Below are 23,015 nucleotides of genomic sequence, written 5' to 3' on the forward strand. Positions count from 1 at the left end.
AGTCAAGCGGAAGCTCGCGCATGTCCGCGTTCGCCGGTCCCGCTCGACGACGCGAGCTTGGTGGTGTTGTGCGGATCGATCACGTATTTCTTGGCCGATCCGTCATGAAAGCTCTGATAGGCTTCTACCGCTCTTTCGAGCGGTATGACTTCGGTGTTCAGAAGTCCCGTGAGATAGGGAATCCGGTCCCAAAGAATGGCCATCATCAACTCGCGATTGTAATGCATGACCGGGCACTGACCGGCGGTGAAGGATGGCGATTTGACCCAAGCCGCGGGAAAACCCAAGGCCATGAAGCCCTTCTTGTTGAGTTCATTCGGTGCACCTGGATCGAGATTGGTATAGACGCCAGGAATGCCCATGGCGCCCGCGGGCTTGATCACCTCCATCAAGGTGTTAAGGACAGCCTCCTCCTCGTTCTTTCCGCTGCCGTCCGGCCCATAACCGTGGCATTCCAGTCCGACACAATCTACGGCGGCGTCCACCCAGCGCGAGCCGTTGCCGAGGATCTTCTCGATCTGATCCGGAATGGGCGTGGCGATCGAGGGATCAACGACCTCGTAAGCGGCGTTCTTGATGAGATCGCGCCGCGCCTTGTTGTGGTCGCCTACGATGATACAGGAGGCTCCGAGCAAGTGTGCGCTGGCCGCTGCGCAACGTCCGACGGGCCGGCGCCGGCAATGTAGACCGTTGAACCGGTGCCGACGCGTGCCTCGACACAACCGTGGTAACCGGTCGGCAGAATGTCCGATAGCAGAGTGAGGTCCCTGATTTTCTCAATCGCCTGCTCCTTGTCCGGAAATTTCAAGAGCTGGAAGTCTGCCCAGGGAATCATCATGTATTCGGCTTGGCCGCCCTGCCATCCGCCCAGATTGAAGCCGTACGCTCCGCAATATCCGAGCTCCTCATTCGCGTTGAGACAAACGTCGGTATGCCGTTCCTTGCAGTTCCGGCATGTGCCACAGGCTACGTTGAAAGGCACAGAGACGATGTCACCAACCTTGATGCGCTCCACATGCGAGCCTACCTCGACCACTTCACCTGTGTTCTCATGACCCAATTGCATTCCCGAGGGTGCAGCGAAACGGCCATGATAGATGTGCAAGTCGCTGCCGCAGATATTGGTTGTGATCAGCTTTAAAATAACAGCGTGTTCAATCTTCTTCCCTTTGGGATCCGCAAGCTTCGGATATCCTCTGTCCTGGACCTCAAGCTTGTAAGGCTCCAGAAAAGTGACTGCACGGTTGGTCGCGGCCATAGCTTGCTCCTCAGATGATCGCTGAAAACAGTGACGCTGCTCTTTCGTTCATGAGCATGGGCGACCCAGAAGAACCGCGCCTTGGCAAACGTCAATCTTGCGGGTTGTTCGTTTAACTTCCGATATCCATGAGCGACTGGGCCGCGGGCTCATGGACGAAAGTCCGGCCGCTGCGCCGACACGGCAATTGTCTCTGGGCCGTTTCTTTCGTCGGCGATCGCTGTCCCGTTCGCGCCAATACGCCACACGCAGCGCGAGGATAACGGTCGCAAATGTCAGCATTTGCAGGCATCTTTCCGTTCCAGCTCTCTCATGAGAACCTTCCGGCAAATTTTCAGCAGCGCGATCACGATCTGGACCGCTGCCTCTCGACGACTACTGCCACCCGACATGCGGCGCTCATGGCGCCACACTCATTTATTTTTCTCGCGATCCAATTGAGGATCATCAATGCACGCGGCCCTCGGCTCGCGCGATAAACAAAACGCGATGTGTCCCACCATCGCTGCCCTTCCCGGGCGTCCTCCCTTGACTTGGACCGCCAGCACACAGCTGTGCGGTCCTTTCTTTTTCTACGTGAATGTGAGATCAGGTATCGCCGGCGCGGATGCGCGAACTCCTATGGTCAACAGAGCAGCATGATCGCCGCTGACGGACAAGACGAGCAGCGAGAACTCGCCCTTCAAGAAGGGTGCCCTGGGTTCAAGTGGTAGAGTGGCGTCTTCTTGGCGCGCTGTGGCGTCATCTTGGCGGGATCCGGCGCTCCGGGAACGCCGCGCGGCCCCAACAGCTCGCGTTGAATGTCATCTTCTGACTTCTCGGGTTCAACCCCGTTCATGGGAAGGTCTTTCGGCATGCTCTTCTCCTTGCCTCGACACAGAGTACTCAGCGCCCCAGCTCGTCATACTGCTCGCGAAGCGCCGGTTCTGCCATTTAGGAGGACTACGTAAGGCCCTCCGCCGTTCGAACTGTCTTGCAGCGATCAAAGCTTGATAGCTGTCAAGGCACGTCGTGGCGACAGGGCGCTACTCTACGGCCGGACCTGGAACGACGGCTATTCTTGGAGCTACACATGACCAGCACGACTTTCAACAGCAATGCTGACTTTAATATCGGCTCAGCCTCCGCGATGCTCGCCAACAATTGGTGGCTGTTCCTACTGCGGGGCATCTTCGGAATTATCTTCGGCTTGCTCGCTTTTCTCTTCCCGGGTCCCACCATGCTTTCGCTGGTGCTGTTTTTCTCGGCCTACATGTTGGTCGATGGCATAGCAGGAATCGTTTCCGCCGTTCGCGCGATGCGACGGAAGGATGAATGGGGACTGCTGATCTTTGAAGGCCTTCTTAATATCGCCGTCGGCGTTGCTGCCTTTATCTGGCCTGGCCTGACGGTGCTTGCCTTTGTATTTATGGTCGCCGCCTGGGCGATCATCTCAGGCGCGCTGATGTTGACTGCTGGCTTTCGCCTCAAGCTCGATCATGGCCGCTGGTGGATGGTTCTGGGCGGGCTGTTGTCGCTCGTGTATGGTGCGCTGCTGGTCGCTATGCCGTTGATCGGGGCGGTGGTGCTTACGTGGTGGATGGGAGCTTACGCGATGGCCTTTGGTATCGCGCTGGTTGTGCTGTCCTTCAAGTTGCGCGCTCGTCAGAACGAGCAGACGGGCACCTCCTCTGTGGCGGCGTGAGCGACGAGCGGACCTCGGTCAGACCCTGGCGCATATCTTCGCAGATAGGGCCAATAGCCGACGTAACCAGGCATCGCGCACCACCGCTCGTGGCAAGTGATCTCGCTAGGCCGGATCCGGAGCGTCGGAAACGAATAAAAGATTGCGGGGGCCATGCTCGGCAATCGGAAGTGATCCGATGCCTTTGGTCCGACATGAGCACGGCAGGCGGACGATGTCCGCCGGAACCTTTCTGATCGCCGTGCTGGTCATTTGCGCGGCTGTGCTCGTGACCCGCCGCGAGACTTGACGTGGGGGGCTGGCTCGCCTCTGAGAGCGTCTCGTCATGATCGCGCGAACGATCGAGATTGTCGTGGGTGTCGTTCTGGTCGTTCTTACTCTGCGCGACGTGTTTGACACGGTGGTGGTCCCCGGCGAGAGCAGAGGCGCGTTGCGCGTTGCGCGTCGGCTTCTCGTGGTGGCGGTCCCGATCTGGAAGTGGGCACGTCGCAGCAAAAGAGCGGTTTCGACCAGTTTCGCACCCGCCATCCTGATGGGATCCTTTCTCATTTGGATGGGCCTGCTCCTGCTGGGTTTCGGACTGGCTGCCTATGCTTTGAGCGACTGGTTCTCTCCGTCTCCCGATTTCCAGCAGGCGCTGTTCATCGCCGGAAGTGCCCTCTGTACCGTCGGCCTGAGCGGCATCGAGGCGCACGGGCCCGCGCGCTGGGTCCTGGTTTTTGGCGGCTTCTCGGGCCTGTCGGTCCTCACGATGGCCGTGACTTACTTGCTCGAGGTGCAGGAGGGCATATCTCGCCGCGACTCCGGGATTTTGAAGCTCACCACGGCCGCAGGCGAGCCGCCGTCTGCGCTAGGACTGCTGGAACGTTACGCGGACCTCGACTCGCCCGAGGAAATCAGGCGCGTTCTCTATGGCGGGCGCGACTGGTGCGCATCGGTGCTCCAAAGCCATGCTTCGCACCCTACCCTGATCTACTTCAGGTCGGCGTCGGTTGGCGCCGGATGGCCGGCGACCCTTGGGGCAATGATGGACCTCGCGCTCATCATCGAACTGCTGATTGATGATCCGGGTAGCCGAGCTCCCGCGGTCCTCCTTCGCAGCGAAGGATTGCGGCTCATTGACGAATTGAACCGCGTGATCGGCCTTGATCCGCTAGCTGACGATACGACAGGAGCGTCCGTGCCTCAGCTCTGCGCCCGGCTGGCTGCCGCAGGCTACAAGCTCCGACCGTCGATCGATGCGCTGGCGTTTGCGGATCGGCGCCGCAGGCATGGAGCGTGCGTGAGGGCCGCTGCGGCGCATCTTGGTACGACGGCCGCGCCGTTGCTGCCCTGATCGCCTCGCCGCTGCCAAAGCGGTCCTTAGAAGATAGCCGACGCGAGAACCAAGAAAGGAACGTCTCCCGCTGTATACGATTGGACGTTCGGAGAGCGTCATGCCGAATGTTGACACGATTCCGGGCCGGCAATTAGGCCCAAGCCAGAACCAGATTCCCAACTCAAGAAAGCCTCACGGGGCGCCTCAGAGAGCCGACGGGGACGTCGAATCAGGAGAAGATCGCGGCCGGCAGGCGACTTCGCCATCGGAAATCCCCGCGAAGGGATGGAAGGATATCCTGCTCCGTGTCTTTTCCAACATCTCTAAACACCGTGTCCTCACCCTCGCAGCAGGTATGACCTACTACAGCATACTTGCCATTTTTCCGGCGATGGCCGCGCTGGTTGCGATCTACGGACTGTTTTCCGATCCCATGACCATCGGCAAACACCTCGATCAGTTGGGCGGCTTCCTACCAGGCGGGGCACTGGATATCGCCAGAGAGCAACTGACCAGGGTGGCATCGAAGGGCTCCAAGACGCTTGGCACCACCTTCCTGGTCGGGCTCGCAACATCTCTTTGGAGCGCCAATGCCGCCATGAAGGCGCTGTTCGACACGTTGAACATCGTTTACGGCGAAGACGAGAAGCGCGGGTTCTTCAAGCTGAATGCCGTTTCCCTGGGTTTTACGGTTAGCGGGATCGTGTTTATGATGGCGGCCTTGGGCTCCATCGTCGCTGTTCCGGTGATCCTCAATTATGTAGGTTTGTCCAACACTGCCAGCCTTCTGCTCCGCATCGGGAGATGGCCGGCGATGTTCCTGGTACTCACGCTGGTCCTGGCCTTGATCTACCGCTGTGGCCCCAGCCGAGAGGCGGGCCAATGGCGCTGGGTCACGTGGGGCAGTGCGATAGCGGCACTGCTTTGGCTGGCAGCATCCGGCTTGTTCTCCTGGTATGTGGCGAGCTTCGGTAAGTTCAACGAGACGTACGGCTCGCTTGGGGCTGTCATCGGCTTTATGACCTGGCTGTGGATCTCGGCCATCATCATCCTTTTTGGCGCCGAGATCGATGCCGAGATGGAGCATCAGATGGCCCGCGATACAACCACGGGCCCACCAATCAAGTTCGGCGCGCGGGGGGCCCGGGTCGCCGACACCGTTGGCGCGGCACGAGATCATTGAAGGGTGGTGTTGCTCATTGAGCCGCCGTCCGGTTACGGCCACGCCGAAAGATGCCTGCACGAGGATGATGTCGCACCAGGCCCGACAATGGGTTCATGAAGTGCCACGTTGGATTGTGTCGAACCCTACATCCGTCAGTTCGACTGTACTGTCCCCGAGTCGGGAACGCCGACGTATCCAAGCTGCTTCAACTCGGAAACGGCGACCGCAACGCTGGGATCGGTCCCGAAGTGTGCATCAAGAGTAGCGATAGTCATGCGGGCACCGGGTTTTCGGTGTGTTTCACGAAAAAATGCGAGGATCTCGCAGGCGGTTTTGCTGAGCTGCATTCTTGCCTCCATCTGATCCACTTTCTTCGGCTGATCGGGCATGTCTAAGCACGGTCAGGACCATCCGCACAAAGCCGTTGACCCAAAAGCGATACATGGGACGTCCGGCTTTACCGGGCTGCGAGGGCGCGATAGTGGCGCAAGTAATCCCGTGCCATCCGCTCTGATGTGAAACGATCCTCGAAGCGCGCGCGGACGCGCCCGCGATCGATTTGGCCAAGCCGCGTCACAGCCTCAATTGCTTCGTCCTGGTTTTGGACGATGAAGCCTGTCACGCCTTCCTCGATAATTTCGGGCACCGAACCAGACCGGTAGGCGATGACTGGCGTTCCGCAGGCCATGGCCTCAATCATCACCAACCCAAACGGCTCGGGCCACTTGATCGGGAAGAGCAAAGCAGCCGCTCCTGCAAGGAAGGGCTGTTTCGAGTTGTCATCGACCTCGCCGACGAGCTGGATTTGTTTGCCGTCAATCTGAGGCTCTATCTTCTCTCTGAAGTACCCAGCTTCAGCGCGAGGGACCTTGGCAGCGATCCGAAGCGGCATTCCTGCGGCGAGAGCGATGCGGATGGCATCTTCGGGGCCTTTTTCGGCGGTCAACCGCCCCAGAAACGCCAGGTATGATCCGGCAGCAAATGAGGCACGGAACTGGTCGACAGGCAGACCGTGATACACTGTTCCACACCAGTTTGCGCTTGCAAGCGGAATACGCTGATTATCTGAGATGGATACAAAGCAAGCTTCTGGAAACTTGCTGGTCACGGCCGGCAATCCAGGCAGGTCCAACCGGCCGTGCATCGTCGTGACAAATGGGACTCCTGCGCGATTGAGAATGGGGAGATGTAGCCAGTCGATGTGAGCGTGAATGACGTCGAACTGGTTTGCGCAAGCGTAAACTGCTTCCAATTGGGCAGCCAAAGCCGCATTCGGATCTGAGCGCGGTCGACCAAGGCGAAGTGCTTTTGGCCAAACCGGAGAAAGCGTCGCTCGGGTCCTGGAATCTCCGCTTGCGAAAAGGGTGACGTCCTGCCCGAGCTCGACGAGGGCATCGACGAGCCAGGCGACCACTCTTTCTGTTCCACCATAGAGCTTCGGTGGGACGCTTTCGGCCAGCGGAGCAATCTGAGCTATCTTCATCAATCACTCCCAAATGGCGCTTGTGTTCCGGCGGTCAGCATTCAGGCCGGCGAGCTTCAGTGAAGACCCCTGCAAAGGACGCTTCTATCAGTTGAGGTGCGTTCATTGGTCGACCCGAAACCAACGATATCCGTAGCCGTCGAGTTCGATTGCCGAGTCCTCGCAGGACTTCGACGAGTAAACGCGATTGCCGAATAGATCAGTTAACTTGTCGGCCGCCGGGAAGCCCTCGACTTGCGCTCGGCACCCGGCTTGCGACAGGTTGTGCAATATCAGCACCGATCGGCCTTCCCACTCGAATGTCTGGACCAGAATGGATAGAGAATTTGCTTTCGGCAAACTCAGGTCGCCCCATCCGATTTCCGGGCAACCCTTCCGTAGTTCGACCAGGCGCCGCAACCAGTTGAAAAGAGAATCCGGATCTCGTTGCTGGGCGGCGGCGTTGACTTTGGACGGCGCGTACTCGGCGTCTTGGATCATGTCGTACCGCAATCCGGCCGCGGGTCGGGCAGAGAAACCACCGGTTTCATCATCGGTCCATTGCATGCAAGTTCGCACCGGCCATCGCTCCGGAAGCGCGAGATAGTCGCCCATTCCGAGCTCATCTCCGTAATAGATGACCGGTGTGCCTGGGAGACTGAAGAGCAGGCTGTATGCGAGTTCGATCTGCCGGCGGTCATTGCCAAGGATGCAGGCCAGACGACGACGGATTCCGCGTCCGTAAAGCTGCATTTTTCGGGATGGAGCAAAGGCAGCATAGACTTCCTCGCGCTCTTCAGGTTTCAAGCGCCCGAGGTCAAGCTCGTCGTGATTGCGCAAAAACTGGGCCCACTGAGCAAACGGTGGCAACCGAGGTAGTGCGGCCAGACACCCCTGGAGTGGTTCGGCACTTTCGCGCGCAAGCGCAAGAAAGAGGTGCTGATTCAAAAGAAATGCGAAAAGAAGTTGTATGCGCGATCCACTGCCGAAGTAATGATCAAATTCGGAAGGTGCAACATTCGCTTCCGCCAGCAACACAGCGTCACCTTTGCGCCATGACAAGAAGTCACGAAGCTCTCCAAAGAACTCGTATCGGCGCGTTGGCGGACGGTCCGGGCGTATCTCCTCCACAACGAAGGGGGCGGCGTCGATTCGAAATCCCGACACGCCAAGCTCCAGCCAAAAGCCGACGATTTTGAAGATTTCTTCGCGAACGGCGGACGATGCAATGTTCAGATCGGGCTGGTGCTGGTAGAAGCGGTGATAATACCAAGCTCGGGCGCAAAGATCGTAAGTCCATACACTCAGTTGCACGCCCGGAAAAACGACGCCCTCCGTGCTGTCTTCCGGTTCCGTGTCTGACCAGACATAGTATTCGCGAAATGTCGACTCAGGATCAGCGCGCGCCTGCTGGAACCAGGGATGCTGCTCGGAAGTATGGTTGATGGGGAGATCGATGATCAACCTCATGCCGCGCAGGCGCGCTTGATGGCTGAATTCGACGAAGTCGCCAAGCGTTCCGAGGGCGGGCGCTACATTGTAGTAGTCCGTCACATCGTAACCATGATCGAGCCCTGGACTTGGGTAGAATGGCAGCAGCCACAGGCAGTTCACTCCCAGCTGGGCTATATGATCGAGCTGGGCCACCAACCCCTTGAAATCGCCGACACCGTCTCCGTCGCCATCCTTGTACGTCGCCACGTTCAGGCTGTAGATCGCGGCGTTCTTGTACCAGAGGTCAAGCATCGACAGCCCTGCCTTGTCTACAGAGACCTTCTCAGGCGACTACAGACGCAGCCGGAGTTATGCTTCGCCCGGCTGCTGCCTGACCGTTACAGCGCATTATGCAGCGATCGTATTCGGATACTTTCTACCGAGTTGGCGCTCCAGTGCATCGCGGTCCACAATTCGGACGGTTCGAATCCCGATCAGAGAAATGATGCGGCGCTGCTGCAGATCTGAAAATGCACGACACACAGTCTCCACGGACACCGCGAGGTACTCGGCGAGATCATAACGCGTAAGCGGAAGCCGTATGTCTCCCCGCTGGTCTCCATAGCGCTTCTCAAGCAGAAGCAGGAACGCACTCACCTTGTCCGCCGTCGTGACCCCCCCGAGCACAACGAGCTGCTGTCGGGTACGTTCTATCGATTGAAAGGTGATCTCTCTCAATTCTCTAGCGAGCTGGCGATCGCGCTCGCCGAGATTCTCAAGCCGCGCTCCGGAATAGCCAGCAAGCGCGGTCTCTTCCGAAATGGCCTCGATTGCCTCTTCTCTCTGGCTGCTCCCGACGAAGAAAAAGTCTCCCACCAGCATCAGGTCCAGGATCTGCCGTCGTCCATCGGTGCGGACCGTCGACCATCGCACGGAACCGGCAATCACGTAGTACCAATGTCCCGCGGTGCCGTCGTCTTCCGGAACCTGCTGGTCGCGGTTCAATTTGACGATTGCCGCCGAGCCGTCCAGCCGCTTCAGCGCGTGCGGCTGTGCGGCGAGCATCCTTCGATAATAGTCCGCTGGGTGGATTACCGGCTTCATTTCTCTGTCCTTTTTCTTCAGCGCACTCTGCGCGGGAGGAACGATCCGCTCGTAGGCAGTCAACTCTCAGCAACACAACCGCGTAAACGTGGGAAATCTTCGTACGTAAAAACACGTAACGGTGCTTATGCCCCGCGGCACGGAGAATTGAGGCGCAGTCCATGACGAGACTGCTTGCACCGTTACCAACGGCGTTCATCGCTCGTGCAAGATGCAGACATCATGCCTCCGCAATACGAACTGTCTTCGGCAAATGGGGACATGTCGATTGGGCAACGAACGCATCGAGCCCGGCGCCGATTAGGCGATCTGCGAATTGACAATGGTCAGCGCGCTCCTAGTTCAAAGGGAGTACTCGCTAAGCCACTAACAGTCAGAGGAGCGAGACATGGAAGCAACTATCCCCCGTCCCCTTTCGAAACTCATCATCACCGCCGCTACGCCGTGCCGGCAGAACGCGGCGAAGTGGAGGAGATATAGCGGCCTGGCGGCACTTGCCGGAATAATAGCTGTCCTCAGCATCGATCCCGCCCTGCCTCAGGCTGGCGTCGCTCTCGTCAAGGTTGACGTAAGCGTCGTCGCCCAAGGCTATCGCATGAGTAAGGTGATCGGCAGCACGGTCATGAACGACAAGAATGAGAAGATCGGAAGCCTGGACGACGTGATTGCCGGCAAAGACAAGAAACAACTCGACTTCGCGATTCTGCAGGTCGGCGGCTTTCTCGGCGTAGGCGGCCATCTGGTCGCGATCCCGTTTGAAAGCCTCGTCATCGATGACACCGGCAGCAAGGTCACTCTTCCTGGCGCATCCAAGGAAGAGCTTAAGAAGCTATCGGAATTCCACTACCGATCTTCTTGACGGTAGCGTCCCATGTCGATGGCAAGATCAACCGACACGATCTTGGACCGTAGCCGTATCCGCGAAGTGACCGGTGTCTTTCACTCGCGACGTGCGCTCGATGACGCGGCCCAGGATCTTCTTCTATCGGGATTTGATCGCTCCGACATCGACATCAGCGCATCTCCCGACGAGGTGCAGCGACGGATGAATTACGCTGTGATCCCTCCGGCCGGTCTTGCCGACCTGCCGGCGACGCCGAGACAGCCCTTCTTTGGCGGCGACGATTTGCTCAGCGCTGAAGCCGTCGCCAGCGGCGTTCTCGGCTGCATCGCAGCGGTTGGCTCCGCGCTTTTTCTGATGCTTGGAGGCTACGACGCCATGGCGATCGCGATGTGGTCAATTCTCATCGGGATCGTCACGGGTGCCGTCATCATCGTGCCCCTATACCGGCTCCTGCGCCGTGAACACGTCAGAGGCTTGGAGCCGGTTGCAGAATGGGATGGCCTCTTGATCTGGGTTCGGGTTCGCGCACCTGAGAAGGAAGCTCAAGCGCAGGATATTCTGGTGCGGCATGGTGGGCAGGCCGTGCACGTTCATGAAATCGACCTGGAAAAGCGCCCGGAAGATCTGCCGCTGCACTCACTTCGTCCGGATCCTTGGCTGGGCGACGAACGCCTCGGGCGACCGTAACGAGGCGCGACACATGCTGCGCCCGCGTCATTTCTCCCAGCTGCTCTCACTCCGCGCACAGAGATCATCTTTGGCGACCTTCATCCAGTTCGGCTTCACAAGCTCAAGCGAGAAAGTCGACAAGGAAGTTGACGGTCGTCATGGCTCGCTTGCTCGTCACGCGTAAATTGCCCACCGGCGATGACGGAGCTACGCCGAGAATGCACTCGCAATGCCAGGAGCCAATCATGAAGTCAGACAGTGAGATCGAACGTGATGTCCGTGACGAAATGAAATGGAATCCCGACCTCGATGCCAGTGACATTGCCGTTTCGGTTAAGGACGGCGTTGTCATGCTTGCAGGTTTCACGCACAGCTACGCCGATCGGCTTGAGGCCGAGTCCGCGGCGAAGCGCGTAGCGGGCGTTCGCGCCATAGCCAATGACGTCGAGGTTCGGCTGCCATCGATCGATCAGCGCCCGGATCCCGATATCGCACGCGACGCGGTCACTGCACTTAAGTCGGAGCTTCCGATCTCTCACGACAAGATCAAGGCGACCGTCAGGGACGGCTGGATCACGCTCGAAGGTTCCGCCGAATGGCAATATCAAAACACCGCAGCTGAAAACGCGGTCCGCAAGGTCAAGGGCGTCAAGGGCGTCACCAACGTGATCATGGTCAAGCCGAAAGTCCAGCCCTCCGAGCTCAAGCAGAAGATTCAGGACGCGTTCAAGCGAAACGCGGAAGTCGACGCCAACCGGATCCAGGTCGAAGCTAACGGCAGCGAAGTGGTCCTGAAAGGAACGGTACGCTCCTGGATCGAACGCGAGGAGGCCGAGCGCGTCGCCTGGTCCGCGCCCGGCGTGAGCAAGGTCGACGATCGCATCGTCGTTAGCCCCTAGAACCGAAAGTTGCATCGCAAGCTGAAAAAGGAGAACCCAATGAGGTTACGATCACTCGTCCCGTCTCGTGATGCAGGAATGCTGATGAGGCCCGATTTCGGCCTGTTCGGCCTGCACCGGGAAATCGACCGCTTGTTCAGCGAGTTTTCGCAGGGCTTGGGCCCCAACGGACAGCAGCTCGTGCCGAACATCGAAATCGCGGAAACAGACAAAGCGATCGAAGTCAGCGCCGAAATGCCGGGGCTCGAGCGCAAGGACGTCGACATTTCCCTCGAGGATGACACGCTTACTATTCGCGGCGAGAAGAAGGTGGAGCAGGGCACGGACGGCGCTAAGAACGACAAGAATGTCCAGCACAGCGAACGCAGCTATGGCGTGTTCCTTCGCGTGCTGCAGCTGCCGCCTGGCATCGATCCCTCCTCCGTTCAGGCGACGATGAGCAACGGCGTCCTGAAGATCACGATTCCCAAGCCCGCAAAGCCGGAATCGAAGAAGATCGAAGTCAAGGAAGCTGCTTGACCGTCGGCGGGGCGAGACGCCCGAGCCATTTCTCTCCTCACAGCCCCAGCTCGGCGCGTCTCGCCTCTCTCGCGAATAGGGCGAGACACCCACAGACTTAAAGGACGGCCGCAGCTGTCCCAGGATTCAAACCCGAAGGAACCTGATCATGGCAAAAGCAATCGGCATCGATCTCGGAACCACCAACTCTTGCGTGGCTGTCATGGAAGGCAGCAAAGCCAGGGTCATTGAGAATGCCGAAGGCGGGCGCACCACGCCGTCCATGGTCGCCTTCACGGACGATGGCGAAGTCCTGGTCGGGCAGCCGGCCAAGCGGCAAAGCATCACCAACCCCGAGAATACGATCTACGCCATCAAGCGACTGATCGGCCGGCGTTACGACGACCCGATCACGGCGAAAGACAAGACCATGGTGCCGTATCACATCGTACCGGGTGACAATGGCGATGCCTGGGTCGACGTACGGGGCAAGAAGTACAGTCCGAGCCAGATCAGCGCGTTTATCCTGACCAAGATGAAAGAAACCGCGGAAGCCACGCTTGGTGGCGCCGTCACGCAGGCCGTCATCACCGTGCCGGCCTATTTCAACGACGCGCAGCGCCAGGCAACCAAGGACGCCGGCCGGATCGCCGGACTGGAAGTCCTGCGCATCATCAATGAGCCGACTGCGGCCGCCCTAGCCTACGGCCTCGACAAGAAAGGCAGCGGCAAGATCGTGGTCTATGACCTCGGTGGCGGCACGTTCGATGTCTCGATCCTGGAGGTTGGCGATGGCGTGTTCGAGGTGAAATCAACCAACGGCGACACTTTTCTCGGAGGAGAGGATTTCGACAAGCGGATCATCGACTATCTGGCGGACGAGTTTCGCAAGGAAAACGGAATCGACCTCCGCAAGGATCGCCTCGCCCTGCAACGGCTCAAGGATGCCGCCGAGAAGGCCAAGATCGAACTCTCCAGCGCCACCCAGACCGACGTCAATCTGCCGTTCATCACGGCAGATCAGGCCGGTCCGAAACATCTCAATATCAAGCTGTCGCGCGCCAAGCTCGAAGCGCTCGTCGACGATCTGATCCAGCGCAGCATCGATCCCTGCCAAGCAGCGTTGAAGGACGCGGGCCTGCAGCCATCGGACATCAACGAGGTCGTGCTGGTCGGCGGCCAGACCCGCATGCCGAAGGTTCAGGAGACCGTGCAGAAGCTGTTCGGACGCGAACCTCACAAGGGCGTCAATCCTGATGAAGTGGTCGCGGTCGGTGCCGCGATCCAGGCCGGCGTTCTCCAAGGTGACGTCAAGGACGTCCTGCTGCTCGACGTGACACCCTTGTCATTGGGCATCGAAACCCTTGGCGGCGTCATGACGAAGCTGATCGAGCGCAATACCACGATTCCGACCAAGAAGAGCCAGGTGTTCTCGACAGCGGAGGACAATCAAACCGCGGTCACGATCCGGGTCTTCCAGGGTGAGCGCGAGATGGCAGCGGACAACAAGCTGCTTGGACAGTTCGATCTGGTCGGGATCCCGCCGGCACCGCGGGGCGTGCCGCAGATCGAGGTGACCTTCGATATTGATGCCAATGGCATCGTCAACGTATCGGCCAAAGACAAGGCGAGTGGCAAGGAACAGAGTATCCGGATCCAGGCCTCCGGCGGTCTGACCGAAGCGGACATCCAGAGGATGGTCAGGGAGGCCGAAGCCCATGCCGACGAAGACAAGCGGCGCAAGGAGCTCATCGAAGCCCGCAACCAGGCCGACGCGGTGGTCTACAGCACCGAGAGGGCCCTGAAGGACTCCGAAGGAAAGATCCCTGCCGACGTCAAGAGGGAGGTTGAGCAGGCGATCGCCGAGGCCAGGCAACGGATCGGCGCAGAGGACGTGGCAGCGATCCAGCAGGCAACCCAGCGCTTGCAGCAATCGGCATCCAAGATCGGCGAAGCCTTGAACCGCGCGGCGTCCCAAGGCAGCGCTCCCGGCAGCGGACAGGCGGGATCGTCTGGCAGCGGCGAGGACGTCGTCGACGCCGAATTCGAAGAAGTCGACCCCGGCGATCGAAAGGCTTCTTGAAGCCTTCCAATTGGCCCGAACGCGACAGATGGAGCACGACATGGCTACCAAGACCATGGATGATGGGCTCGGCGAGCTTCCCGCGGGTGAGCGCAAGGAAAGCGACCAGCCGCAGGAGACCACCGCCGATCGCGACCGCCTCATGCGTGCACTTGCGGACGCCGAGAACACGAGGCGCATCGCCGAGCGTCGCGTCCAAGACGCCAGGCAATATGCGATCGCCGACTTTGCCCGCGAACTGCTACAGGTGGCGGATAATCTGCGGCGGGCCATCGACACCGGCTCGCCGGACCAGGGAGCCAAAGACGACGACGGCCTGCTGGCCGGAGTCGTCGCCACCAATCGTATCCTGTCACAGATCCTGAAACGCTTCGGTGTGGAGGAAATTGAGGCTCTAAATCGGCCATTCGACCCGATGAAGCACGAAGCAGTGATGGAAACTGATCGGTCCGATCAGTCACCTGGGAACGTCGCGGACGTCTTGGAAAATGGCTACATGCTTCACGACCGTCTCTTGCGGCCGGCCCGCGTCGTGGTAGCCAAGCCGCCTAAACCACAGTCGCCGTCATCCCCGCAACAATGAACCGCGGTCTGCTCGGCGGGCCGACGCATAACAGGAGCTGGTGTTGGCTGCAGACCCCTATGCAACGCTGGGCGTCAAGAGAGACGCGACACAGGCCGACATTCAGAAGGCCTACCGTCGGCTCGCCAAGAAGCTGCATCCCGATCTTAATCCCGGCAACAAGGGGGCAGAGGACAAATTCAAGGAACTTTCTGCCGCCTACAATCTGCTGAGCGATCCGGACAAGCGCGCACGCTTCGACCGCGGCGAGATCGATGCGTCAGGTACTGAGCAGCAGCCCCGGCAATACTACCGTGATTTCGCCGATCGTGAAGGCGCATCGGGCTACAGCAGTGGGGCGGGCTTTGCCGATTTCAGTGACTTCGCCGGTAGCGATGATATCCTCTCCGAGATCTTTGGACGTGCCGGCCGCACCACCCGGCGCGGACGCGGGGCTGACGTCCGATATCATCTTGAGCTCAACTTTCTCGATGCCGTGAATGGCGGCAAGCAATCCATCGTCCTGCCCCACGGGACGACGCTCGAGGTCAACATTCCTCCCGGTACCAGCGACGGCCAGATTCTGCGCTTGAAGGGGAAGGGTCGTCGGGGAACCGGGGACAGTCCGCCAGGCGACGCCTTGATCGAGATCAGTGTCCTGCCGCACTCCTACTTCGTCCGCAAAGGCGACGACATCCACCTGGACCTGCCGATCTCACTGAAAGAAGGCGTGTTGGGCGCAAAACTCAAGGTACCCACCGTGAGCGGCGCTGTCGCGGTCTCTGTGCCGAAATGGTCGAGCTCCGGCCGGGTTCTTCGAATCAAGGGACGCGGCGTTCCGCGGGCCGATGGTAGCAGGGGGGACCAGTACGTCACGCTGAAATTGGTTTTGCCGAAAAAGCCAGATCCGGATCTCGAACGGTTCGTGAGCGGTTGGCAGCCTGCTGATAGCCCAAGACAGTCGATGAGAGTGTGACAATGCAGCTTCAGGAATTCGCCAATCGATCTCACCTCGATTCCTCCACGATTGAAGCCTGGGTGGATGCGGAATGGCTGGTAGCGCATCAACCAGGGCATCCGTTTTCCGAGCAGGATCTCGCCCGCGTGCGCCTCATCCAGGATCTCAAGGACGACCTGGGTGTCAACGAAGAAGGTATCGCGCTGGTCCTGCATCTGCTGGATCAACTATATGGGCTGCGTTGCCTGCTGCGAGACATCCAGGCGATGCGGACCACAACGTCTGACCGCCCGCATTGATGTTTGCGATTGATCGGCTATCATGAGCTTGCGCGTTCGGGCTCCGCTAATCTCTTCTGGCCACGGATCATGCAGTCACTTCTCTCGACACTTCGCGACGCCGCAATGTCACGGGATGCCTGGCCAAAAGCGCTTCAAAGGCTGATGGATAAGGCCGGCGTGGCGGGTGCGGCGCTGATTGTCACGAACAAGACGACAGGTACGGTCGACGAAGCCGTCTTTTGCGGTCTCAGCGCCGAGTTCAAGCCCCGCTACGTCGACCATTACGCCGCGCTCGATCCATACTCGCCTTTGCTGGATGCACGCTGGACTATGCTCTCAACGTGTCTTCCCGAGGCACTTTTGCGGAGAAGCGAGTGGTACAATGAATTTGTGCTGAGCTGCGGCGTTCGGGACATCCTGGGAACGCGACTCTCGGATACTGCGGGTCATTCCATCATTCTTGGCGTTCACCAGCGGATCGGACGTCCTTTTTCTGAGGATGTTGAACCACTGATCGCCACGATCACGGAACCCCTGAGGTACGCGGCGCGCTGCCATCTAGATCGCCTGAATGGGGGACAGCAAGTCGCCGATCAGCAAACGACGAAACCCGCAGAAGGAGGCCGTTTCTTCTTTCATATTGAGAACGGAGCGACCTATGCCGACGAATGCGGTAGCTTTTTCCTCTCGCCCGTTCACGCCACGGAACGTGGACTCACCATTGCTCGTGAGCTGGCGCGGGATGGCGGCTGGTCTGGCTTTTCTGTCGTTGTCACCGATGAACTGGGACGAACGATCACGCGCGTCCCAATTGAGTCTTGACCGTAAGTCGAGGGCCACATTTGAAGCAACACTGGAACCACTTACGAATAGCCGACAGCGGCTGTCACGTCGCGTAAATGACGGCGCCGGCGTTTATAGAGAATGTCGATGGTCTCTGTCGCTGCGTGACCACCCCCCCTCTCCTTTAAGGTCAGAGCATTGACGATTGTCAGCGCGATCTAGCGATCCGCGGATATATTACGGTGTAGAGATCCAAAGATCTTCAAACAACCTCCTTACCAAAGGCCTGGATCAGTTAGCTCCTCCGACGTGAGGCAATATGGTCACCACTACAACGCACGTCCGCGCGCTCCACCCGGTTCCAAATGGGGAAGCGAACCCCCTCTTCCAAGGATGTCAGCTTGGGCCGTTCAGCCTGCCCCATAGGGTGGTCATGGCGCCATTGACCCGTTCAAGAGCACGACAGCCCGGCAATGTGCCGTCTCCACTCGCGGCCTGCTATTACGCGCAGCGCGCGTCTGCCGCCCTGATCATAAGCGAGGCCACCCAGATTTCGATGCAAGGCCAGGGCTATGCCTGGACCCCGGGTATCCATAGCCGCGAACAAGTCGACGCCTGGCGGCAGGTCACGAACGCTGTACACGAGGCTAATGGACTAATCTTCAACCAGCTTTGGCTCGTCGGTCGCATTTCACATCCGGCCCTGCAGCCCGACAACATGCTCCCCGTTGCGCCCTCGGCGATCACGCCCAAGGGCAGGGCCTTCATCGAAAACGAGCGTGGCGAGGGAGAACTGGTTCCATTTGTGCGTCCACGCGCCTTAACGTTAGAGGAGATGCCATACCTTATCAAACAGTATGAGCGCGCGGCGAGAAACGCGGAGGCCGCCAAGTTCGATGGGATCGAGATTCATGCGGCCAACGGCTATCTGATCGATCAGTTCATCGAGAGCGGCACCAACCGCCGCAGCGACGCTTATGGCGGATCAGTTCAACATCGGGCGCGGCTTCTGCTTGAAATCACGGAAGCCCTGATTCCCATTCTCGGGGCGGACAGGATCGGCGTCCGGCTCTCACCTCTCGGCAAGATGAACGACATCAGCGACGACGCTCCGGAATCGACGTTCGCTTACGTCGTCGAGCAACTTTCCGGCTATGGTTTGGCCTATCTGCACATCGTCAATCCCGCGCTTGAACAGATGCAGAAAGGCGAGAAGCCGGAGCCCTACGCCCTCCACATGACCCGGCTGATCCGGAACAAATATCAGGGAACGCTCATCGTTGCTGGAGGCTTCAACGCCGATACCGCCGCGCAATGGCTACGCGATGGCCAGGCCGACTTGATCGCATTCGGCCGCAAGTTCATCGCCAATCCCGACCTGCCCGGACGGCTGCGCGCCAATGCACCACTGAACGTGGACGACCCGGCGACGTATTATGGTGGCGGCGAGAAAGGTTACACGGACTATCCTTCGCTGGAACAGGACCGCGGCGAAAAGGCGAAGGGCTGTGTCGACCAGCGTTGGCGATGATGCAGCAGAGGCGCCAACACGCATGAGAATATTGATCGTCCTCGCGGCATTCCGAAAAGTATTACCTAATGGGATTGTCGAAGCACGCCTTGCCGATTCAAACCGGCCAATACCAATAGCCGCACAGCCTCTGCGACCTGACGCACTCCCAACCTATGCAACATTCGCGCCCGATGTACCTCAACCGTTCTGATGCTGATGCCAAGCCTGAAGGCAATTATCTTGTTTGGTTGTCCGCCTGCAATTTCATCGAGAACCTGGCGCTCTCGTTGGCTAAGGGCGGCAATCCGGTTCCACGCCTCTGACGCCTCACGAGCTTGGTGTGGACGACCGGACCGCGCCAGCGCGCGTTCAATCGCATCGAGCAGCACTTCATCATCGAACGGCTTCTCAAGGAAATCCACCGCGCCGGCCTTCATGGCCCGAACCGCCGTCGGTACGTCAGACTGGCCCGTCATAACGACAACAGGAATCGTGCAGCCCATCCTGTCGAGTGCCGCCTGCACTTCGAGACCGCTCATCACGGCCATACGCACGTCCAGCAGGACACAGCCACTTGCAAGATTGGGAGCTGCACCCAAAAACTCGACCGGTGCCTTAAACGAATGTGTAACAAAGCCAACTGACTCAAGCAGTCGTCCAAGCGATCGGCGAACGGCTGCATCGTCATCCACGATGTACACTACGTCATTCGGCATGGTCCTATTCCGTTGGCTCCGCGGACGAGAGAGTGAATCGAAACATGGCGCCGCCATTGGGATTTGGCTCGTACCAAAGTTTCCCACTGTGCGACTCCACAATTGAACGACAGATGGCGAGACCTAACCCCATACCGTCGTGTCGCGTCGAGATAAAAGGTTGAAACAGCGTATCGATCACGTGCAGCACCACGCCGCGCCCATTGTCGGCCACGGATATCTCGATCTCCTCGTTGCCGATTTGTCGCGTCACAACATCAATTTTGGCTTGCGGTACGCTCGCGACTTCTTCGAGCGCATTGCGGATCAAATTTACTAAGACCTGCTGGATCTGAATTCTATTTGCGTAAATATGCGATACGCGGGGATCGAAAAACAAACTTATCGAAACCTGCAAGCTTTCGAAGCCGGTACGCGCAAATGCGCTCGCTTCGCGAATTAGCGTCTCGATGTCCTCGATCTTCTTTTCGCTCTCCCCGCGGGTGAGAAAGTCGCGAAGACGCCGAAGTATTTGGCCGGCGCGTAATGCCTGCCCGGCGACATCATCCAGTATCTCGCGCATCGACTCCGTCCGCACCGACCCGGATCGCGCAAGAAGACGTAGTGCAGCGTTGGCCGAATTCGCAACCGCCGTGAGCGGCTGGTTCAACTCGTGCGCCAGAGCAGCAGCCATTTCGCCGGCAACGCTTAGCCGGCCCGCATGCGAGAGAGCTGACTGCAATTCACGCGAGCGTTCATCCGCCCGCTTTCGTTCTGTGATCTCCGCCATCAGTTCGGCGGTACGGAGCTCCACGCTTCGTTCGAGCGACTCGTTCAAACGCCGCAGTTCGCCTTCGGCTTGTTTTTGCCTTCTGAGATCTCGGCTGACCATGGCAACGTTCATCGGCCCGTGGCCCCGAGGGTCGTCGATCCTGAAAATATCAACCAAGAATGGGATTTTCTCCCCCGTCTTGAAATTACATAGGTTAAGTTCTCCCATCCACCGTCTATCTGTCAAAGCGACGGGCCAACATTGGTTCAACAGACGTTCCTCATCGCTCGAGCTAACGAAGTCGACCACGTGCAAGTTCGAAACGTCATCTGTCGGCTCAATCCCCACCAGCTGCCGGCCGGCCAAATTGACGAACTGCAACCTGCCATTCAGGTCCGAAAAGGCAACGAAGTCAGGTGATCGCTCGACCAGTGCTACAAAACGTCGTTCGTCCGCCTCCACTTGCTTACGCTGCAACGCTATTGCGACATCACTTGCAGCGACGCCGAGCATAAGCCGATCGGTCTCTCTCGGGAACCCGGGACCAGACGACCCGGCCACAAGTATGGATCGACCCAGTCCGACTGCGGCAGTTGCGATGTTTGCGCTGCCGCGGCCAAGCGGATTGGGTATCACTTGAGGCCGCCCTGCACCTTTAAACCATTCAGGCGTAATCTCGAGCCGGATCGCCTCAGTGACTTCCCGCGGCATTGGTCCGCGTGGCCCATGCGTTGCCGTGATTGGCGCCTCGTCCTGTCCGACAGAAAGACTGACATGCACGAAGTCAGCCGACAGGATCGACTGGAGAGCAAGAGCCACGCTGTCGGCTATTTCCTTCGCAGAGTACCTCTCCCAAAGGGCAGGCAAGGTCGAAAGTGCCACTAAGTCCCTGATGCAGCGCCGGAGTTCGCCGGAATCTGCAAGCTCTTCCACCCAAGGCATTAGCGCTCTGATCCCGATCCATGTTGCGAGCTTGCTATCTTTTCCCCCAAAGGGCGATGGTACCCGATCGTTCGATTCCCGACGTCTCATCGACACCAAGGACAGCGTTCCAAGACTCCCAAGCAACAATCGGTCGTCTATGAGATGCTGAATTCAAGTAAGCAAAACTACGTAGTGGACGGCGGCCTTACAAAGTTCATGCTACGCTTTATGGCATCCTGCCGCGAGGATTGTCCTATGCAAAACCGCAAGCCCGGCTCAGAGACGAGATCCGGCAACACTTTCCAAGATGACGTCCGTCCACCGGCCCGCGCGGAGCCCGGCGGCGAAGCGATCCAAAAGGCTCTGACGACCGCCATCAGGGCTGCCCAAGCAGATTTCGGCACTGTGCAGCAATACGATAGCGCGGAAGACTGCCTCAGGATCGTCGCCAGTTGCGGATTTCCCGATCAAGTTCTGAATTTGTTTCAAATGGTTCGCCGAGATACGAATTCTACTTGTGCGGCAGCGTTGACGCAGCGCATGCGTGTCGTTGTCGGCAACATTGCCGCCAGTTACCTGTTTGTCGGCACGCGCGAGCTGGCAGCGTTACAACAAGCAGGCGTCGCAGCGGCGCATTCTACGCCTATCATCGTTGATAACGGCCAGCTCTGGGGCGTGCTCACGGTACATTTTCGCCGGCCCTGGGAAGATACTCAGTACGATCCCACGCCAATGGAACGGGTAGCCGTCCGCTTTGCCGAGTGTCTCAAGGATGGAGCTCCGCAGCAGACCTTCGCGTACCGCAACGCTGAAGGATCGGACACTCGCACGTTTCAACGAAGATAGGGCCCTTATGTGCTCTTCCGCGGCCCCCATTCCCTTCGCCGGCTCCATGCTTCGCGAACATCGGCATGTTTGTGCCTTCTTTTGCTCGGCGAATGACGAGTACAATACGCTTCTGCCGTTTATCTGCGACGGCCTGGATTGCGGTCACCGCGCTTTCCACGTGCTGCCTGAACGGCATGTCGACGATCACGTGACACGACTTCGGAGCGCCGGCATAGACGTTGAGGCCGCGCAACGATCGGGTCAGCTCGAGATCGCACTGCCGCAAGACACGTATTTGCGAACAGGTCGTTTCGACAAGGAAGACATGCTCAATCTCATCCAGCAAGTGCTCGGGAACGGGGCCGCGCTTGGATTCCCGCTTACGCGCATGATCGCACACTCCGAAACCGCCTTGGACAATTGGAAGAGCAGGAATGATTGGGCGGAATACGAAATGCGGCTCAATGGCGTGCTATCGAACTTCGATGATGCGGTCATTTGCACCTTCGACGTCCATCTCCTGAACACGGCCCTGGCGATCGACATTCTTCGCACGCATCCCGTCGTCGTGATGGGGGGCGTTCTCGTGGAAAACTCGTTCTTCACCAAGCCCGAGGATTTCCTTAGCGAGGTGTCCGAGCGCACCTCGGCATCGCAGCCGTATCGAGGATAAAGCATTCCAATCCGCCGCGGCGAAACTCCCTTCCGCTCGCCCTACCAGTCCTGGGCCACCAGCAAGCCTCTCTGGGCAACTTCTTCTCAATTCATTGACGAGCATCATGGCCGCAATCTCGGCAATGTAGAAAAACATCGACTGTTCAAACAGGGCAAGTACCGATGGACAGAAGCTTTGGGTCATATCTTTGTCCAGAATGCGCAAAAATGCTGCGTCTGGTTCGCAACCGACAGACCAGCGCCAGCCGGATAGGCGCCACTTGCAGCGATCCGATGCAGCGACGGGATATCTCGAACCTCTTTAACGGCGAACTGCGGCCACCACGTGAGCTCCGTTGGATAGCGACCGAGACGGAGAGATCAAAATAATCAGCCTGCCATTCATCCAAACCTCTGTCAGATACGCTTCGATGCGCCAAATACACGCAGCCATCGATCATTTCCATCGCGGCGACTTCGAGTGCGCGGCCACCCTGGCCGCTGCCGGCTGCGGAATGCTGCCTGCTATCGACAACGCCGCCTTGCCCGCGTCGGAAACCCGTACAGCGCCAATTGGGACCGTTGCCCATTGGCTCGCGCATGGCACGGTCCTTAATCGGGTTGGCA

At 58.8% G+C, this 23,015-nt stretch carries 22 protein-coding genes and 1 pseudogene; 15 read left to right on the top strand and 8 right to left on the bottom strand.

All coding sequences use genetic code 11. From position 1 onward, the window contains the following. Positions 1–2: 2 nt before the first annotated feature. Positions 3–1,258: pseudogene (locus IVB42_RS41295) on the bottom strand (glutathione-independent formaldehyde dehydrogenase). 682 nt (positions 1,259–1,940) lie between these two features. Beyond that, a complete protein-coding gene (locus IVB42_RS41300; protein WP_247464837.1) occupies positions 1,941–2,114 on the bottom strand; it encodes a hypothetical protein in 174 nt (57 codons plus the stop codon). Between the two features lie 216 nt (positions 2,115–2,330). On the opposite strand from IVB42_RS41300, the gene IVB42_RS41305 reads away from it, so the two are divergent. From IVB42_RS41305 to IVB42_RS41315, 3 genes are all read left to right on the top strand, one after another. After that, entirely contained in the window at positions 2,331–2,942 is a 612-nt protein-coding gene (locus tag IVB42_RS41305) for an HdeD family acid-resistance protein (RefSeq protein WP_247464840.1), read from the top strand. A gap of 325 nt (positions 2,943–3,267) precedes the next feature. Beyond that, positions 3,268–4,278, top strand: a complete 1,011-nt coding sequence (locus tag IVB42_RS41310; protein WP_247472174.1) for a hypothetical protein — start codon at positions 3,268–3,270, stop codon at positions 4,276–4,278. A gap of 100 nt (positions 4,279–4,378) precedes the next feature. Continuing rightward, positions 4,379–5,443 carry a YihY/virulence factor BrkB family protein gene (locus tag IVB42_RS41315; RefSeq protein WP_247472176.1) on the top strand — a complete coding sequence of 355 codons (1,065 nt, stop codon included), beginning with the start codon at positions 4,379–4,381 and terminating at the stop codon, positions 5,441–5,443. A gap of 134 nt (positions 5,444–5,577) precedes the next feature. On the opposite strand, the gene IVB42_RS41320 is transcribed toward IVB42_RS41315, so the two are convergent. The 4 genes from IVB42_RS41320 to IVB42_RS41335 form a co-directional block, all read right to left on the bottom strand. After that, positions 5,578–5,772: a hypothetical protein gene (locus IVB42_RS41320; protein ID WP_247472178.1), complete on the bottom strand. Its 195-nt coding sequence runs from the start codon at positions 5,770–5,772 to the stop codon at positions 5,578–5,580. A 110-nt stretch (positions 5,773–5,882) separates the two neighbouring features. After that, positions 5,883–6,908, bottom strand: a complete 1,026-nt coding sequence (locus tag IVB42_RS41325) for a glycosyltransferase family 4 protein (protein ID WP_247464848.1) — start codon at positions 6,906–6,908, stop codon at positions 5,883–5,885. Positions 6,909–7,010: 102 nt separating this feature from the next. Continuing rightward, positions 7,011–8,633, bottom strand: a complete 1,623-nt coding sequence (locus IVB42_RS41330; RefSeq protein WP_247472180.1) for an alpha-amylase family protein — start codon at positions 8,631–8,633, stop codon at positions 7,011–7,013. Positions 8,634–8,729: 96 nt separating this feature from the next. Then, entirely contained in the window at positions 8,730–9,488 is a 759-nt protein-coding gene (locus tag IVB42_RS41335; RefSeq protein ID WP_247472182.1) for a helix-turn-helix domain-containing protein, read from the bottom strand. 325 nt (positions 9,489–9,813) lie between these two features. Between IVB42_RS41335 and IVB42_RS41340 the strand changes: the two genes are divergently transcribed. The 10 genes from IVB42_RS41340 (at position 9,814) to IVB42_RS41385 (ending at position 18,533) form a co-directional block, all read left to right on the top strand. Further along, entirely contained in the window at positions 9,814–10,284 is a 471-nt protein-coding gene (locus IVB42_RS41340) for a PRC-barrel domain-containing protein (RefSeq protein ID WP_247464855.1), read from the top strand. Positions 10,285–10,296: 12 nt separating this feature from the next. Then, a complete protein-coding gene (locus IVB42_RS41345; RefSeq protein ID WP_247464858.1) occupies positions 10,297–10,956 on the top strand; it encodes a hypothetical protein in 660 nt (219 codons plus the stop codon). A gap of 227 nt (positions 10,957–11,183) precedes the next feature. Then, positions 11,184–11,837 carry a BON domain-containing protein gene (locus tag IVB42_RS41350; protein ID WP_247472184.1) on the top strand — a complete coding sequence of 218 codons (654 nt, stop codon included), beginning with the start codon at positions 11,184–11,186 and terminating at the stop codon, positions 11,835–11,837. 9 nt (positions 11,838–11,846) lie between these two features. After that, positions 11,847–12,356, top strand: a complete 510-nt coding sequence (locus IVB42_RS41355; RefSeq protein ID WP_247472186.1) for an Hsp20/alpha crystallin family protein — start codon at positions 11,847–11,849, stop codon at positions 12,354–12,356. Positions 12,357–12,504: 148 nt separating this feature from the next. Continuing rightward, on the top strand, positions 12,505–14,418 hold the full coding sequence (gene dnaK / locus IVB42_RS41360) for a molecular chaperone DnaK (protein WP_247472188.1): 1,914 nt from the start codon (positions 12,505–12,507) through the stop codon (positions 14,416–14,418). Positions 14,419–14,458: 40 nt separating this feature from the next. Continuing rightward, a complete protein-coding gene (locus IVB42_RS41365) occupies positions 14,459–15,001 on the top strand; it encodes a nucleotide exchange factor GrpE (protein WP_247472191.1) in 543 nt (180 codons plus the stop codon). A 43-nt stretch (positions 15,002–15,044) separates the two neighbouring features. After that, the gene (locus IVB42_RS41370) at positions 15,045–15,956 is read left to right on the top strand and encodes a DnaJ C-terminal domain-containing protein (RefSeq protein ID WP_247472193.1); all 912 of its coding nucleotides are present in this window, start codon (positions 15,045–15,047) and stop codon (positions 15,954–15,956) included. A 2-nt stretch (positions 15,957–15,958) separates the two neighbouring features. Beyond that, positions 15,959–16,237 (top strand): chaperone modulator CbpM, encoded by a 279-nt coding sequence (locus IVB42_RS41375; RefSeq protein ID WP_247464879.1) that lies wholly within the window; start codon positions 15,959–15,961, stop codon positions 16,235–16,237. 69 nt (positions 16,238–16,306) lie between these two features. Next, positions 16,307–17,041 (top strand): hypothetical protein, encoded by a 735-nt coding sequence (locus IVB42_RS41380; RefSeq protein WP_247472195.1) that lies wholly within the window; start codon positions 16,307–16,309, stop codon positions 17,039–17,041. 280 nt (positions 17,042–17,321) lie between these two features. After that, a complete protein-coding gene (locus IVB42_RS41385; protein WP_256470559.1) occupies positions 17,322–18,533 on the top strand; it encodes an alkene reductase in 1,212 nt (403 codons plus the stop codon). A gap of 65 nt (positions 18,534–18,598) precedes the next feature. Here IVB42_RS41385 and IVB42_RS41390 read toward each other — a convergent pair whose 3' ends face one another. After that, positions 18,599–19,231: a response regulator gene (locus IVB42_RS41390; protein ID WP_247472199.1), complete on the bottom strand. Its 633-nt coding sequence runs from the start codon at positions 19,229–19,231 to the stop codon at positions 18,599–18,601. A 4-nt stretch (positions 19,232–19,235) separates the two neighbouring features. Further along, the gene (locus IVB42_RS41395; protein WP_247472201.1) at positions 19,236–20,924 is read right to left on the bottom strand and encodes an ATP-binding protein; all 1,689 of its coding nucleotides are present in this window, start codon (positions 20,922–20,924) and stop codon (positions 19,236–19,238) included. A gap of 237 nt (positions 20,925–21,161) precedes the next feature. On the opposite strand from IVB42_RS41395, the gene IVB42_RS41400 reads away from it, so the two are divergent. Beyond that, positions 21,162–21,752, top strand: a complete 591-nt coding sequence (locus tag IVB42_RS41400; RefSeq protein ID WP_247472203.1) for a GAF domain-containing protein — start codon at positions 21,162–21,164, stop codon at positions 21,750–21,752. Next, entirely contained in the window at positions 21,679–22,407 is a 729-nt protein-coding gene (locus IVB42_RS41405; RefSeq protein ID WP_247472204.1) for an MEDS domain-containing protein, read from the top strand. Before IVB42_RS41400 ends, IVB42_RS41405 begins: the two co-directional genes overlap by 74 nt. The last annotated feature ends 608 nt before the right edge of the window (positions 22,408–23,015 follow it).

This window comes from Bradyrhizobium sp. 45, assembly GCF_023073155.1.
Lineage (GTDB): Bacteria > Pseudomonadota > Alphaproteobacteria > Rhizobiales > Xanthobacteraceae > Bradyrhizobium > Bradyrhizobium canariense_D.

What these genes read in the sequence shown, in the direction of transcription:
- IVB42_RS41350 (WP_247472184.1), top strand. Translation starts at nt 11,184, where the DNA reads ATGAAGTCAGACAGTGAGATCGAACGTGATGTCCGTGACGAAATGAAA.
- IVB42_RS41330 (WP_247472180.1), bottom strand. Translation starts at nt 8,633, where the DNA reads ATGCTTGACCTCTGGTACAAGAACGCCGCGATCTACAGCCTGAACGTG.
- IVB42_RS41385 (WP_256470559.1), top strand. Translation starts at nt 17,322, where the DNA reads ATGGTCACCACTACAACGCACGTCCGCGCGCTCCACCCGGTTCCAAAT.
- IVB42_RS41300 (WP_247464837.1), bottom strand. Translation starts at nt 2,114, where the DNA reads ATGCCGAAAGACCTTCCCATGAACGGGGTTGAACCCGAGAAGTCAGAA.
- IVB42_RS41325 (WP_247464848.1), bottom strand. Translation starts at nt 6,908, where the DNA reads ATGAAGATAGCTCAGATTGCTCCGCTGGCCGAAAGCGTCCCACCGAAG.
- IVB42_RS41380 (WP_247472195.1), top strand. Translation starts at nt 16,307, where the DNA reads ATGCAGTCACTTCTCTCGACACTTCGCGACGCCGCAATGTCACGGGAT.
- IVB42_RS41310 (WP_247472174.1), top strand. Translation starts at nt 3,268, where the DNA reads ATGATCGCGCGAACGATCGAGATTGTCGTGGGTGTCGTTCTGGTCGTT.
- IVB42_RS41365 (WP_247472191.1), top strand. Translation starts at nt 14,459, where the DNA reads ATGGCTACCAAGACCATGGATGATGGGCTCGGCGAGCTTCCCGCGGGT.
- IVB42_RS41375 (WP_247464879.1), top strand. Translation starts at nt 15,959, where the DNA reads ATGCAGCTTCAGGAATTCGCCAATCGATCTCACCTCGATTCCTCCACG.
- IVB42_RS41390 (WP_247472199.1), bottom strand. Translation starts at nt 19,231, where the DNA reads ATGCCGAATGACGTAGTGTACATCGTGGATGACGATGCAGCCGTTCGC.
- IVB42_RS41320 (WP_247472178.1), bottom strand. Translation starts at nt 5,772, where the DNA reads ATGCAGCTCAGCAAAACCGCCTGCGAGATCCTCGCATTTTTTCGTGAA.
- IVB42_RS41305 (WP_247464840.1), top strand. Translation starts at nt 2,331, where the DNA reads ATGACCAGCACGACTTTCAACAGCAATGCTGACTTTAATATCGGCTCA.
- IVB42_RS41315 (WP_247472176.1), top strand. Translation starts at nt 4,379, where the DNA reads ATGCCGAATGTTGACACGATTCCGGGCCGGCAATTAGGCCCAAGCCAG.
- IVB42_RS41395 (WP_247472201.1), bottom strand. Translation starts at nt 20,924, where the DNA reads ATGCCTTGGGTGGAAGAGCTTGCAGATTCCGGCGAACTCCGGCGCTGC.
- IVB42_RS41405 (WP_247472204.1), top strand. Translation starts at nt 21,679, where the DNA reads ATGGAGCTCCGCAGCAGACCTTCGCGTACCGCAACGCTGAAGGATCGG.
- dnaK (WP_247472188.1), top strand. Translation starts at nt 12,505, where the DNA reads ATGGCAAAAGCAATCGGCATCGATCTCGGAACCACCAACTCTTGCGTG.
- IVB42_RS41400 (WP_247472203.1), top strand. Translation starts at nt 21,162, where the DNA reads ATGCAAAACCGCAAGCCCGGCTCAGAGACGAGATCCGGCAACACTTTC.
- IVB42_RS41345 (WP_247464858.1), top strand. Translation starts at nt 10,297, where the DNA reads ATGTCGATGGCAAGATCAACCGACACGATCTTGGACCGTAGCCGTATC.
- IVB42_RS41340 (WP_247464855.1), top strand. Translation starts at nt 9,814, where the DNA reads ATGGAAGCAACTATCCCCCGTCCCCTTTCGAAACTCATCATCACCGCC.